Raw genomic sequence first — 13,805 nt, 5'->3', positions numbered from 1 at the left:
CGACCACTGTCAGAAGTTACAGGTACGGGAGGTTTTCCGATGATCGGTAAGGCCCATCGAAACCGACCACTCGGCACTCTTCATCAAACTGTCATCGAACTGTGGCAGCGCGCTTGAACAAACTTCATCAGACTCGCGCTCTACTGGGGTTCTGCGTTTCGGTGTTTTTCATGTTCAAGGGATTTTTTGCAATCGCGGCGTTGTTGGCCGCGGTTTTTTTCGTTCCGGCGTCCTATGCGGCGTCGCGTTGCGACGTCAATGTACCGACCGAACGGGTCGATCTGGAGCAGGTGAGCCTGGCGTACCAGAGCATCGGCCGTGCGTCGGATCCGGCGCTGTTGCTGGTGATGGGCCTGGGCGGGCAGTTGATCCACTGGCCGGATGAAGTGGTGGTCGCGCTGTGTCAGCAGGGTTTTCGGGTGATCCGTTATGACAACCGCGATGTCGGTCTGTCGACCTGGCGTCAGACGCCCACTGAGGCCAACCTGACCTTTGAAGTACTGCGCTACAAACTCGGCCTGCCGGTGGCGGCGCCTTACAGCCTGACCGACATGGCCGACGATGCGCTGGGCCTGATGGACGCGTTGCACGTCGAGCAATTCCACGTGCTCGGCGCGAGCATGGGCGGGATGATCGCCCAGCACATGGCGGCGATGGCGCCGCAACGGGTCGAGAGCCTGACGCTGATCATGACCAGCTCCGGCGCCGAAGGGCTGCCGGCACCGAGTGCGGCGTTGGTGCAATTGTTGTCACGGCGTGGCGCACCCAATCGCCAGATCGCGCTGGAACAACAGGCCGATCTGCTGGCGGCGCTGGGCAGTCCTTCAGTCAGTGATGATCGGCAGGCGTTGCTGCATCAGGCGGCGCTGTCCTATGACCGGGCGTTCAACCCTGAAGGCGTGAAGCGCCAGATCATGGCGATCCTCGCCGAACCGAGCCGGGTGGCGTTGCTCAATCAACTGCGGGTCCCGACGCTGGTGGTGCATGGCACGGCGGATCCGCTGCTGCCGGTGATGCACGGCGTGCACCTGGCGGCGCACATTCGTGGCAGTCAGCTGCGGTTGATTCCGGGGCTGGCGCACCGCTTTCAGGAAGCGTTCAAGGAGCCATTGCTGGCGGCGGTGTTGCCGTATCTGCGCGAGCATCGCGAAGACACGTCGCATTGGGCGCAGATCGAACCGGTGGCGGAACACAACCTGCTCTGATTCAGGCGTGAAGCCGTACCCACACCGACACCAGCACTGTCGCCGCCATCAACCACGCCACCGCCGCGACCGCCAGCGAAGCTTCAAGGCGCATGCGGTCGACCATCACGTACAGCGTCGCCAGATACACGAAGTACGGAATGATCGACCACATGCCGAAGACGATGGTGGTCTTCAGGTCGTCGATCGAGCGGCCCTTGCCGACGATGTAGTGGGCAATCAGGGCGAAGGTCGGGAACAGCGGTACCAGCCCGGCGATGTAGTAGTTTTTGGTCTTGGCCAGCATGGCGAGGATCACCACCACTGCCGCACCGAGCATTGCCTTGAAAATCAGATCCACGTCGTTCTCGCTTAATGGCTCAGGCCGTATTTTTTCACTTTGTCGAACAGCGTGGTCTTGGCCATGCCCAGTTCCAGGCTGGCCTGGGTCAGGTTGCCGCCGCTGCGTTGCAGGGCGTCGCTGAGCAGGTTGCGTTCGAACGCTTCCACCGCTTCGGCGAACGCCAGTCCCTGGCCCGCGCTGCCCGCACCGGTTTTCTTGAACGCCGGCAGACCGAGGGCAAAACGCTCGGCGACGTTGCGCAGTTCGCGCACGTTGCCCGGCCAGTCGTGGCTCATCAGGCTCGACAGGGTCTGGTTGTCCAGCTCCGGCAGCGCGCGGTCGAAGCGCAGGGCTGATTGCTGGGTGAAGTGTTCGAACAGTTGCAGGATGTCTTCGCGGCGCTCGCGCAGGGGCGGCAGTTCCAGCGTCACCACGTTGAGGCGGTAGTACAAGTCGCTGCGAAATTCCCCGGCCTTGCTCGATTCGTCGAGGTCGGATTTGGTGGCCGCAATCACCCGGCAATCCACCGCCACGCTCTGGTTCGAGCCGAGGCGTTCAAGGGTGCGTTCCTGCAACACCCGCAGCAGTTTTATCTGCAACGGCAGCGGCATGCTTTCCACTTCGTCGAGGAACAGCGTGCCGCCGTCGGCGTGTTCGATCTTGCCGATCCGCCGTTTGCCGGCGCCGGTGAAGGCGTTGGCTTCGTGGCCGAAGATTTCGCTTTCGAACAGGTTTTCCGGCAGACCGCCGCAGTTCAGCGCGACGAACTGTTTGGTATGACGACGGCTGAAATCGTGCAGGCAGCGGGCGACCAGTTCCTTGCCGGTGCCGGTTTCGCCTTCGATCAGCACGTTGGCCGAGGTGTCGGCGACGTTGGCGATCAGTTCGCGCAGGTTCTGCATGGCCGGCGAACGGCCGATGATTCGCCCTTCAAGGGAATCGCGCTCGGCCAGTTGCCGGCGCAGGGACGAGACCTCGCGATTCAGGCTGCGTTGTTCCAGCGCGCGGCGGGCCACATCGACCAAACGCTCAGGGGAGAACGGTTTTTCCATGAAGTCGTAGGCGCCTTTCTGCATCGCGCCGACGGCCATGGAGATGTCGCCGTGTCCGGTGATCAGCACCACCGGCAGGCTGCGGTCGCGTTGCTTGAGCCGGGTCAGCAGTTCCAGGCCGTCGATGCCCGGCAGGCGAATGTCGCTGATGACGATCCCGGCGAAGTTGTCGCCGACCTGCTCCAGCGCCTCTTCGGCACTGCCCACGCCGATGCAGGGGATGTCTTCGAGGGTCAGCGCCTGCTGGCAGCCGAGCAGCACATGGGGATCGTCTTCGACGATCAGCACACTAAGGTCGTTGTTCATATTGGCTCGGCAGGAATAGGGCTTACCAACGGTAAACTGAGGACGAAGGTGGTACCACCGCTGGCCGGGTGTTCGACACCCAGATGCCCGCCAGTGGCGGCGGCCAGGCTGGCCGACAGGGTCAGGCCGAGGCCCAGGCCCTGTTCGCCGGGCTTGGTGGTGAAGAACGGTTCGAACAGGTGCTTGCGCGCTTCAGCGTCGATGCCGTGGCCGTTGTCGCGCACCCGCAGGCGATATTTTCCGTTGAATTCTTCGCCTTCCAGCCACAGCTCCGGCAGCGGTTGCGCCTGCATGGCGTCGAGGGCGTTGCCGATCAGGTTGACCAGAATCTGCTCCAGGCGGGTCTGATCGATCTGCACCTGCACATCGTCGAACTGGCGATGCAGTTGCAGGGAAGCACTTTCGACACGGGCGCCGAGCACTTGCAGCGCGGCATCCACCGCTTTGCCGAGGCTGGCGCGGCCCTTGTCGTCGCCGCGCCGGGCGAAGGACCGCAGGCTGGCGGTGATCCGGCCCATGCGGTCGATCAGCTCGTTGATGGTCTTGAGGTTGGTGCTGGCGACATCGAGCTGGCCGCGCTCAAGGAAGCGGATGGTGTTGCCCGACAGCGTGCGCATCGCCGCCAGCGGCTGGTTCAGTTCGTGGGCGATGCTGGTCGACATCTGGCCGATGGCCGCGAGTTTGCCGGCCTGCACCAGTTCGTCCTGGGCGCGGCGCAACGTCTCTTCGGCCTGACGCCGTTCGCGGATCTGACTCTTGAGCCGGTCGTTGCTGGCACGCAGGTCGGCGGTGCGTTCGGTAATCCGACGTTCCAGCTGATTGTTGGCTTCCTGCAGGGCTTCGCGGGCAGCGAGGCGGGTGGCGATGACCTTGCGCCGTTCGTTCCAGGCGATCAGCAGGAACGCCACCAAGGCAAACGCCACGGCCACCAGAATCCCCTGATTGATCGCCTCGCGCCGCAGATCCTGCAACGGGGTGAGCAGGGTGAAATTCCACGGGGTATCACTCAGCGGCCGGGTTTGCGCCAGGTAGCTGATGTTTTCTTCATCGCGGTCCTGTTGGCTCGGCACTTCGCTGTTGGCCGGGAAGGTGAGTTTTTCAACGCCTTCGGACAGGGTTTCCCGGGCCAGCGGTTGCAGCTCGTTCAGCGGGAACCAGTAGTACTGCAGGCTGCGGGCGAGTTTTTCCTTGGTCTCGTCGCTCAGCGGTACGACTGATTTCAGGCGCCGCGCCGGGTCGCTGGACAGAATGATAATGCCGTTTTCATCGCTGACGAACGCTTCCAGGCGCGCTCGCTGCCAGCGTTCTTCCATGGCTTCCAGGCGCACCTTGACCACCGCGACGCCGATGATCTTGCCGTGTTCTTCGAGGCCGTGGGCCAGGTAATAACCGGGTTCGCCGTTGGTGCTGCCGATCCCGTAGAAACGTCCGGGCTGGCCGCGCACGGCATTCTGAAAGTAGGCGCGGAACGACAGGTCTTCCCCTAGGTAGCTGTCGACGTCGCGCCAGTTGCTGGTGGCCATGACGCGGCCGGTGGTGTCCATGACGTAGATGGCCCGACTGCGGCTGCGCCGGTTCAGGCCTTCAAGGTAATCGTTGACCGTTTGCCGGTGTTCCGGGGTCGGGTCGCCGAGCAACTGCGAAACGCTCGATTCGAGTTCCAGCAGGCTGGGCAGGTAGGTGTATTTGCTGATCTCGCTTTCGACCGCGCGGGCGTGCAGTTCCAGCTGGCGCTGGCCGTTTTCGCCGAGGCTGCGGATGCCGAAATGTTCGCTGGTCCAGAAGCCGATGTAGCCCAGTCCGATCATCAGGGCGATGACCAGCGGCGGCAGGAACAGGTGGCGGATCAGACGGGGTTTCACGGCAAGTGATGGCGGCGTGGCGCGATAGAGAGAGGGGTCGCATTTCATCACAGATGCCTTGGGTCAACCACAACACAAATCTCAGGATCATCATCGATTCAATGTGGGAGCGGGCTTGCTCGCGAAAGCGGTGGGGCAGACAACGATGATGTTGAAAGTGCCGGCCCCTTCGCGAGCAAGCCCGCTCCCACAGTTGGGGAGCGGTGTGTGGTTTTAGTGCTGCAGGATTTTCTCGAGGAAATGCTGCGCGCGTTCGGAGCGAGCATTGATGTCGCCGAAGAATTCCTCTTTCGGGCAGTCTTCGATGATCTTGCCGGCGTCCATGAAGATCACGCGGTCGGCCACTTTGCGGGCGAAGCCCATTTCGTGGGTCACGCACATCATGGTCATGCCTTCGTGGGCGAGTTGCACCATCACGTCGAGCACTTCGTTGACCATTTCCGGGTCCAGCGCCGAGGTCGGTTCGTCGAACAGCATGACGATCGGGTCCATCGCCAGCGCACGGGCGATCGCCACACGCTGTTGCTGACCGCCGGACAGTTGGCCGGGGTGCTTGTGGGCGTGAGCCGACAGGCCGACGCGCTCAAGCAGTTGCAGGCCCTTCTTGGTCGCCTCTTCCTTGCTGCGGCCCAGCACCTTGATCTGCGCGATGGTCAGGTTTTCGGTGATGGTCAGGTGCGGGAACAGTTCGAAATGCTGGAACACCATGCCGACGCGCGAGCGCAGTTTCGGCAGGTTGGTCTTCGGATCGGCAATCGATGTGCCGTCGACCACGATGTCGCCTTTTTGGAACGGCTCCAGTGCGTTGACGCACTTGATCAGGGTCGACTTGCCCGAACCCGACGGGCCGCAGACCACGATCACTTCACCCTTTTTGACCTCGGTGCTGCAATCGGTCAGCACCTGGAAGTCCCCATACCACTTGTTGATGTTCTTGATAGAGATCATACGGCGAACCTTTTTTGCAGACGCTTGACCAGCTGCGAGGCGGCAAAGCTGATGGTGAAGTACACGAGACCTGCGAAGATCAGGAACTCATTCGAGCGGCCAATGATGTCGCCACTGGCGCGCGAGGCGTTGAGGAAGTCCACCAGGCCCACGGTGTAGACCAGCGACGTGTCCTGGAACAGGATGATGCTCTGCTGCAGCAGCAGTGGGGTCATCTTGCGGAACGCCTGGGGCAGGATGATCAGGCGCATCATCTGGCCGTAGGTCATGCCCAGTGCCTGGGCGGCGCCCATCTGGCCTTTCGGGATCGACTGCACGCCGGCCCGGACGATTTCGCAGAAGTAGGCTGCTTCGAACATCATGAACGCCACGATGCACGAGGTGAACGCACCGATCGGGGTGTCTTCGCCGGTGATCCAGCGCAGCACGAACGGCACTGCCAGGTAGAACCAGGTGATCACCAGCAGCAGCGGGATCGAACGGAAATAGTTGACGTACGCGCCGGCGATGCTCGACAGCAGTTTGCTGTGGGACAGGCGCATCAGCGCAAGGATGGTGCCGAGGATGATCCCGCCGACCACGCCCAGCGCCATCAGCTTGAGGGTCATCAGCATGCCGTTCCACAGGCCGGGAATGGCCGGAACGATGCCACTGAAATCGAATTCCATTATTTACCCCCCACGGAGATCAGGCCGGGCACGGCGACTTTCTTCTCGACCATGCGCATCAGCAGCATCAGGCTCATGTTCAGGGTGAAATAGATCAGGGTCGCCAGGGTGAAGGCTTCAAACAGGTTGGCCGAAAACTCGGCGGTCTGTTTGGTTTGCGCCAGCAGTTCCATCAGACCGATCAGCGAGGCCACGGAGGAGTTCTTGAACACGTTCAAAAATTCCGAGGTGAGCGGCGGAATGATGATCCGGTAGGCCTGGGGCAGCAGCACGTTCCAGTAAATCTGCGGCAGCTTGAAACCCATGGCGCGGGCGGCGGATTCCTGGCCGCGCGGCAGCGCCTGGATACCGGTGCGAACCTGTTCGCAGACCCGGGCGGCGGTGAACAGGCCCAAGCAGACGACAACGCTCAGGTAGGCCGAGGTGGTCGGGTTCAGGTCCTGCTTGTACCAGTCCTGCAGGTTCTGCGGCAGCATGTCGGGTACCAGGAAGTACCAGATGAACAGCTGAACCAGCAGCGGCACGTTGCGGAACAGTTCGACGTAGCAGGTCGCGATGCCCGCCACGATGCGGTTCGGCACGGTGCGCATGATGCCCAGCAGCGAGCCCAGCAACAGGGCAATGATCCAGGCCACGACGGCGATGGCGATGGTCCAGCCCAGGCCGGAAATGAACCAGTCGAGATAGGTCTCGCTGCCCACGCCGGTGGACTTGAAGAACACGCCCCAGTCCCAGTTGTAATTCATTAGGGTCTCCCCTCGATTCGATCGATGTACAAGTGCCCGCCTGGGGAAGATCCTTTCCCGTCTGACATTGAACGTCAGGCACACGCGATCGGCTCGAAAACCACCGGGTCGAGTGTTCCAGTTGAAACCAGCAGGTATTAACTGTCGCCCGAGGGAGGATTGGCTCCCTCAGGTGACAAGGTTAGATCAGTGTCAGATTTTTACGTCTGGCGCAGGCTTGTCGCTCGGATTGGCGATCAGCTCTTTAACCTTTTCGCTCATCGGGAAGTTCAGGTTCAGACCCTTCGGCGGGATCGGGCTTTCGAACCACTTGCTGTAGATCTTGTTGATCTCGCCGGACTTGTAGAGCGCGACGATGGCGTCGTCTACAGCCTTCTTGAAGGCCGGGTCGTCTTTGCGAACCATGCACGCGTAGGCTTCAAAGGACTGTGGAGTACCGGTGATGACCCAGTCGTCCGGCTTCTTGGCCTTGGCTTCTTCGCCGGCCAGCAGGGCGTCGTCCATCATGAAGGCGACAGCGCGGCCGCTCTCCAGCATCTGGAAGGATTCACCGTGGTCCTTGGCGGAGATGACGTTCATGCCCATCTGCTTGTCGGCGTTCATCGCTTTGATGATGCGCTCGGAGGTGGTGCCGGCGGTGGTCACGACGTTCTTGCCTTTCAGATCGGCGAAGTCGGCGTAGGACGGCTTGCCTTCCTTGTCTTTCTTGACCAGCAGGCGGGTGCCGATTTCGAAGATGTTGACGGTGAAGTCGACTTGCTGGGCGCGTTCGGCGTTGTTGGTGGTGGAGCCGCACTCGATGTCCACGGTGCCGTTCTGCACCAGAGGAATACGGGTTTGCGAGGTGACCAGGTTGTACTTGGCGTTCAGGTCAGGCTTGTTCAGGTCTTTTTTCAGGGCTTCGACGATAGCGACCTGAATGTCGTGGGAGTAGCCCACAGGTTTGCCCGAAGCATCGGCGATGTAGGAGAAGGGAATGGAGCTGTCACGATGCCCGAGGGTGATGGTGCCCGAGTCGTTGATCTTCTTAAGGGTGCCGGTGAGTTCGGCAGCGAAAACTGGTGTGCTGATCAGAGCGGCAGCAATGGCTGCGCCCAGGATATGGGGAACGATGCGCATCAAATTTTCCTCGACATTGTTTTTTTTATGGAGCCGGTTGAGCGGGCCCTTTGTACTTCGAATGCCTGACGGCTCCTGTTGTGTTGGCGCAACAGGCATTCGTCGAAGGAGTGTAGAGCATGAGTCGTGCCAGACCAGTTGCAACAAGTTAACTGGTTGATTTTGTTGGTGATTAAAGTTTTGTGATGGTGTTTTTCAGCGTTTGTGATCCGGTAATCCGAACCGACCGACGGGTCTTGTTCGGAAAACCGAACGTCTTCATTGCACCTTGTTTCAGCCTGAATGCAAAAAGCCCCTGAATCTTTCGATTCAGGGGCTTCTTGTTCAACGACAAATGAATCAGGCCGCTTCAATCTTGCTGCGGTTCTGCTCGACCTTGTTCAGGTACGCCGCCAGTCGCTCTTGTTCGGCCGGCGTGGTGAACAGGCCCAGTTTGCTGCGACGCCACAGGATGTCGTGCGCCGTGGTGGCCCACTCTTCGCTGCACAGGTAATCGACTTCACGGGTGTAGAGCCCGCCGCCGATGTGTTCGCCCATGTCGGCCAGGGTGTCGACGCCTTCGAGCATGCGCCAGGTGCGGCTGCCGTAGGTGGTGGCCCAGCGGCGGGCGATTTCGGTCGGAACCCAGTCGAACTTGTCGCGGATCAGCGCGCTCAGGGCTTGTGGCGTGGTCATGTCCTCGCCGCCAGGCAAGGTGGCGGTGGCCGTCCAGCTCGGGCGCATCTGGGTGAAGAACGGCATCAGCTGCGCCATCGCCGACTCGGCGAGCTTGCGGTAGGTGGTCAGCTTGCCGCCGAACACCGACAGCAGCGGAGCTTCTTCAGTGCTGCCGGACAGCGCGAGGGTGTAGTCGCGGGTCACGGCCGAAGGATTGTCGGACTCGTCGTTGCACAGCGGACGTACGCCCGAGTAGGTGTGCAGGATGTCGTCACGGCTGATCTGCTTCTTGAAGTGGGCGTTGACCACTTTGAGCAGGTAATCGGTTTCGCCGTCGGTGATCGCCACTTTGGCCGGATCGCCAGTGTACTCGCGGTCGGTGGTGCCGATGAGGGTCAGGTTGTTCAGGTACGGAATGGTGAAAACGATGCGCTGATCTTCGTTTTGCAGGATGTGCGCGTGATCGCCTTCGTACAGCTTCGGCACGATGATGTGGCTGCCCTGGATCAGACGGATGCCGTACGGCGATTCCATCTTCAGGTCGTCACGGATGAACTTGGCGACCCACGGGCCGGCGGCGTTCACCAGGGCTTTGGCGGTGATCGAAAACAGGCTGCCGTCGGCTCGTTCCAGGTTCAGGTGCCACAGGCCCTTGGCGCGACGGGCGCTGACGCAACGGGTCTGGGTGTGAATGTGCGCGCCTTTTTCACGGGCGGCCATGGCGTTCAGAACCACGAGGCGGGCGTCGTCGACCCAGCAGTCGGAGTATTCGAAGCCTTTGCTGATTTCGCTTTTCAGCGCGCTGTCGGCGCCGAACTTCAGGCTTTTGGAGCCAGCCAGTTTTTCGCGCTTGCCGAGGTGGTCATAAAGGAACAGGCCCGCGCGGATCATCCACGCCGGGCGCAGGTGCGGGCGGTGCGGCAGCACGAAACGCATCGGCTTGACGATGTGCGGGGCCTTGGCCAGCAGCACTTCGCGTTCGGCCAGGGCTTCGCGCACCAGACGGAATTCGTAATGTTCGAGGTAGCGCAGGCCACCGTGGATCAGCTTGCTGCTGGCCGACGAGGTGTGGCTGGCCAGGTCGTCCTTTTCGCAAAGGAACACCGAAAGACCGCGACCGGCGGCATCCGCTGCGATCCCCACGCCATTGATCCCGCCGCCAATGACGGCGAGGTCGTAGATCTCGGAGATAGGGGGCGTACGCAAGGTAGAGGTGGACATCGGCTGGCCTCGGGCTCTTTTGATTTTCTGTCTTGGAAATCGAACATGAATGTTCATTTGCGAAAATGGTAGCCCATAAAGACGCGCGCAGCCAGTCGACTTCGATTGAAAAAACTCATCGAAGGGCGGCGAAAAGAAAATATTCGAACATCAGATGCGCATAAGGCGCCCATGAAGGCGCCTTATGCGTGAGGAGGGTTAAACGACTTCCAGACGAATCTTGTGCTGACTCAGCAGTTGCGCCAAGGCCGGCACCGGCTGCTGATCGGTCACCAGACAATCGATCAGGCTGATCGGACCGAGGCGGATCATCGCGTTACGGCCGAACTTGCTGGAGTCCGCCGCCAGGATTACCTGCCGGGCATTGGCGATGATTGCCTGGGACACCCGCACTTCCTGGTAATCGAAATCGAGCAGGCTGCCGTCTTCGTCGATGCCGCTGATGCCCACCAGTGCAAAGTCGACCTTGAACTGGTTGATGAAGTCCACGCTCGCCTGGCCCACCACGCCGCCGTCGCGACGCACATTGCCGCCGGTCAGCAGCACATCGAAATCATCCTTGGCGCTGAGCATCGAAGCGACGTGCAGGTTGTTGGTGATGATCTTCAGGTGGCTGTGATTGAGCAGGGCGCGGGCAATCGATTCGGTGGTGGTGCCGATGTTGATGAACAGCGAGGCGTGATCGGGAATCTGTGCGGCGATGGCTTCGCCGATGCGTTGCTTTTCATCGCGCATCTGATCGGCGCGCATCGCATAGGCGGTGTTTTCGACACTGGAATCATAAGCGGCGCCGCCGTGGTAGCGACGCAGCAGATTGGCTTCCGCCAGTTGATTGATATCGCGGCGGATGGTTTGCGGGGTAACAACGAACAGCGTGGCCATTTCCTCGATGCTCACATAGCCGCGTTCGCGGACCAGCTCGAGGATTTGCTGCTGACGGGGAGGCAGATTCATGGGGCTTCCTTTGGGCTGCCGTGCAAAATTTGCCCATGATGCCGCAGGAATCCGCTCCCGACCAGTTACATGCCGTTACCAGTCCTCAGACTGGCTTATTCAGCGTCCTCACGTTCCCAGTCACGGGTACGGCTGACGGCTTTTTTCCAGCCTTTATACAGCTTCTCTTTTGCCGCTTCGTCCAGGCTCGGTTCGAACTCGCGCTCGATCACTGCCTTGCCGCGCAGTTCTTCCAGGCTGCCCCAGAACCCGCACGCCAGACCGGCCAGGTAAGCTGCGCCCAGCGCCGTGGTTTCGCGCATTTTCGGACGCTCGACCTGAGTGCCGAGGATGTCGGCCTGGAACTGCATGAGGAAATTGTTCGCCACTGCACCGCCGTCCACGCGCAGAGCCTTGAGGCGTTCGCCGGAGTCCTGTTGCATGGCGTCGAGGACGTCGCGGGTCTGGTAGGCAATCGATTCCAGCGCCGCGCGGATGATGTGATCCACACGCACGCCACGGGTCAGGCCGAACAGGGCGCCACGGGCATACGGGTCCCAGTAGGGAGCGCCGAGGCCGGTGAAGGCTGGCACCAGATAGACGCCGTTGCTGTCCTTCACTTTATTGGCGAAGTATTCGGTGTCGTGGGCGTCGTTGACGATTTTCAGTTCATCGCGCAGCCACTGTACGGTCGAACCGCCGTTGAACACGGCGCCTTCCAGTGCGTAAGCCACTTCGCCGCGCGGGCCGCAAGCGATAGTGGTAAGCATGCCGTGCTGGGATTTCACCGCTTTGTCGCCGGTGTTCATCAGCAGGAAGCAACCGGTGCCGTAGGTGTTTTTCGCCTGGCCCGGCTCGACGCACATCTGGCCGAACAGCGCGGCCTGCTGGTCGCCGGCGATACCGCCGATGGCGATACCGCTTTTGGTGCGACCGTAGATTTCCGAGGAGGCTTTGACTTCCGGCAGCATCTCGCGCGGGATGTCGAGGATCTCCAGCATCTTCGCGTCCCACTCCAGGGTGTGGATGTTGAAGAGCATGGTGCGCGAGGCGTTGGTGTAGTCGGTGACGTGCACTTTGCCGCCAGTAAATTTCCAGATCAGCCAGCTGTCGACGGTGCCGAACAGCAGTTCGCCGTTGCGCGCACGTTCACGGCTGCCTTCGACGTTGTCGAGGATCCATTTCAGCTTGGTGCCGGAGAAGTACGGGTCGGTGACCAGGCCGGTGGTGTCGCGGATGTAGTCTTCATGCCCGTCGCGCTTGAGCTGCTGGCAGATCTCGGTACTGCGGCGGCATTGCCAGACGATCGCGTTGTACACCGGGCGGCCGGTGGTCTTGTCCCAGACCACAGTGGTTTCACGCTGGTTGGTGATGCCGATGGCGGCGACCTGATCGTGATGCAGACCGGCCTGGGCCAGCGCTTCGACCATCACCGCGCTCTGGGTGGCGAAGATTTCCATCGGGTCGTGTTCGACCCAACCGGCTTGCGGGTAATGCTGGGCGAATTCCCGTTGTGCGGTGCAGACCACGTTCGCGTCGCGGTCGAAAATGATCGCGCGGGAGCTGGTCGTACCCTGATCGAGGGCAATGATGTAGTTCTTATTCTGAATGTCGGTCATGTCGATTGCCTTGGACGAAATAAGGGAGAGTGGGCCGTGGCGCGGGCTCTATAAGGGCAGGAGCCCGCGCCGACTGTTTCAAGAAGTTCTTGGTTTGCCGTCAATGGCCGGTTCTGCATCCTTTGTAGCAGGTGTGGCGCCGGTCAGGTGACGGGCAATCAGCCCGCGATACCCGGCAGCGCCGAGGCAGGCACCGACAATCGGTGCAAAAATCGGAATCAGGAAGTACGGGATTTCACGTGCGCCGGTGAAGGAAATTTCACCCCAGCCGGCGAAGAAAGTCATCAGTTTCGGACCGAAGTCCCGGGCCGGGTTCATCGCGAAACCGGTCAGCGGGCCCATCGAACTGCCGATCACGGCAATCAGCAGACCGATCAGCAGCGGCGCCAGCGGGCCTTTCGGCAAGCCGTTGTTGTCGTCGGTCAGGGACATGATCACGCCCATCAGGATCGCGGTGATGATCATCTCGACCAGAAACGCCTGGGCAGTCGACAGCGCCGGGTTCGGGAAGGTGGAGAAGACCGACGCCAGTTCGAGGCTGGCTTCAGTGCCGCGAACCATATGGTGAGTTTGTTCGTAATCGAAGAACAGGTTGCTGTACAGCGTGTAAACCAACAGCGCGCCGCAGAAGGCGCCGGCGATCTGGGCCAGAATGTAGAACGGCAGTTTGCGTTTTTCGAAGTCGGCGAAAATGCTCAGGGCAATACTCACGGCAGGGTTCAGATGCGCGCCGGAAACGCCGGCGGTGAGGTAGATCGCCATGCTGACGCCGACGCCCCAGATGATGCTGATTTCCCACAGACCGAAGCTGGCGCCCGCGACCTTGAGCGCGGCGACACAACCCGTACCGAAAAAGATCAGGAGTGCAGTACCCAGAAACTCGGCCAGGCACTGGCTCGAGAGCGAAGGTTGCTGTAACGCAGTTGTCATTGAAAACCTCGGTTTTTGTTGTTGTCTGGCGCGCTGCCGACAGGGCAAGGCGCGATTTTCGCCGAGGCAGGATCCCCATCCTGTTCCCGGTTTACTGCTGGGTGCTGCGATGACGATAATTCTTACATTATTCAGATTCGAAAAAATATAGACAAGAAACAAACCTGTCAAAGGTCGAAAGTGAACCGTCAGTCACAAATAAACTATCAGTCACGTG

General features: G+C 60.8%; 12 protein-coding genes. 1 reads left to right on the top strand and 11 read right to left on the bottom strand.

Annotated elements, in window-relative coordinates:
- The first annotated feature begins 170 nt into the window (after nt 1–170).
- On the top strand, nt 171–1,205 hold the full coding sequence (locus tag QR290_RS23700) for an alpha/beta fold hydrolase (protein WP_289203732.1): 1,035 nt from the start codon (nt 171–173) through the stop codon (nt 1,203–1,205).
- A 1-nt stretch (nt 1,206) separates the two neighbouring features.
- Here QR290_RS23700 and QR290_RS23695 read toward each other — a convergent pair whose 3' ends face one another.
- The 11 genes from QR290_RS23695 to QR290_RS23645 form a co-directional block, all read right to left on the bottom strand.
- Nucleotides 1,207–1,536, bottom strand: a complete 330-nt coding sequence (locus QR290_RS23695) for a GlpM family protein (RefSeq protein WP_162831789.1) — start codon at nt 1,534–1,536, stop codon at nt 1,207–1,209.
- Between the two features lie 20 nt (nt 1,537–1,556).
- Nucleotides 1,557–2,885 carry a sigma-54-dependent transcriptional regulator gene (locus QR290_RS23690; RefSeq protein WP_085606770.1) on the bottom strand — a complete coding sequence of 443 codons (1,329 nt, stop codon included), beginning with the start codon at nt 2,883–2,885 and terminating at the stop codon, nt 1,557–1,559.
- Entirely contained in the window at nt 2,882–4,795 is a 1,914-nt protein-coding gene (locus QR290_RS23685) for a sensor histidine kinase (protein ID WP_115079065.1), read from the bottom strand. Before QR290_RS23685 ends, QR290_RS23690 begins: the two co-directional genes overlap by 4 nt.
- Before the next feature lie 165 nt (nt 4,796–4,960).
- The gene (locus tag QR290_RS23680; RefSeq protein ID WP_007927141.1) at nt 4,961–5,695 is read right to left on the bottom strand and encodes an amino acid ABC transporter ATP-binding protein; all 735 of its coding nucleotides are present in this window, start codon (nt 5,693–5,695) and stop codon (nt 4,961–4,963) included.
- The gene (locus tag QR290_RS23675; RefSeq protein ID WP_085684524.1) at nt 5,692–6,363 is read right to left on the bottom strand and encodes an amino acid ABC transporter permease; all 672 of its coding nucleotides are present in this window, start codon (nt 6,361–6,363) and stop codon (nt 5,692–5,694) included. The genes QR290_RS23680 and QR290_RS23675 overlap by 4 nt, the downstream gene beginning before the upstream one ends.
- Nucleotides 6,363–7,109, bottom strand: coding sequence for an amino acid ABC transporter permease (locus QR290_RS23670; RefSeq protein WP_115079064.1), 747 nt, complete (start codon nt 7,107–7,109; stop codon nt 6,363–6,365). Before QR290_RS23670 ends, QR290_RS23675 begins: the two co-directional genes overlap by 1 nt.
- A gap of 192 nt (nt 7,110–7,301) precedes the next feature.
- Nucleotides 7,302–8,228 carry a glutamate/aspartate ABC transporter substrate-binding protein gene (locus QR290_RS23665; RefSeq protein WP_085709739.1) on the bottom strand — a complete coding sequence of 309 codons (927 nt, stop codon included), beginning with the start codon at nt 8,226–8,228 and terminating at the stop codon, nt 7,302–7,304.
- A 339-nt stretch (nt 8,229–8,567) separates the two neighbouring features.
- Entirely contained in the window at nt 8,568–10,106 is a 1,539-nt protein-coding gene (gene glpD, locus QR290_RS23660; RefSeq protein WP_115079063.1) for a glycerol-3-phosphate dehydrogenase, read from the bottom strand.
- Nucleotides 10,107–10,304: 198 nt separating this feature from the next.
- Nucleotides 10,305–11,060, bottom strand: a complete 756-nt coding sequence (locus QR290_RS23655) for a DeoR/GlpR family transcriptional regulator (RefSeq protein WP_007953179.1) — start codon at nt 11,058–11,060, stop codon at nt 10,305–10,307.
- A 95-nt stretch (nt 11,061–11,155) separates the two neighbouring features.
- Nucleotides 11,156–12,658, bottom strand: a complete 1,503-nt coding sequence (gene glpK, locus QR290_RS23650; protein WP_039765827.1) for a glycerol kinase GlpK — start codon at nt 12,656–12,658, stop codon at nt 11,156–11,158.
- A 78-nt stretch (nt 12,659–12,736) separates the two neighbouring features.
- Nucleotides 12,737–13,588, bottom strand: coding sequence for an MIP/aquaporin family protein (locus QR290_RS23645; protein WP_115079062.1), 852 nt, complete (start codon nt 13,586–13,588; stop codon nt 12,737–12,739).
- Between the last annotated feature and the right edge of the window lie 217 nt (nt 13,589–13,805).

Origin of the sequence: Pseudomonas fluorescens (genome assembly GCF_030344995.1) — a bacterium.
Taxonomy (GTDB): Bacteria; Pseudomonadota; Gammaproteobacteria; order Pseudomonadales; family Pseudomonadaceae; genus Aquipseudomonas; species Aquipseudomonas fluorescens_BF.
This window is presented reverse-complemented; position numbering and strand designations above follow the sequence as displayed.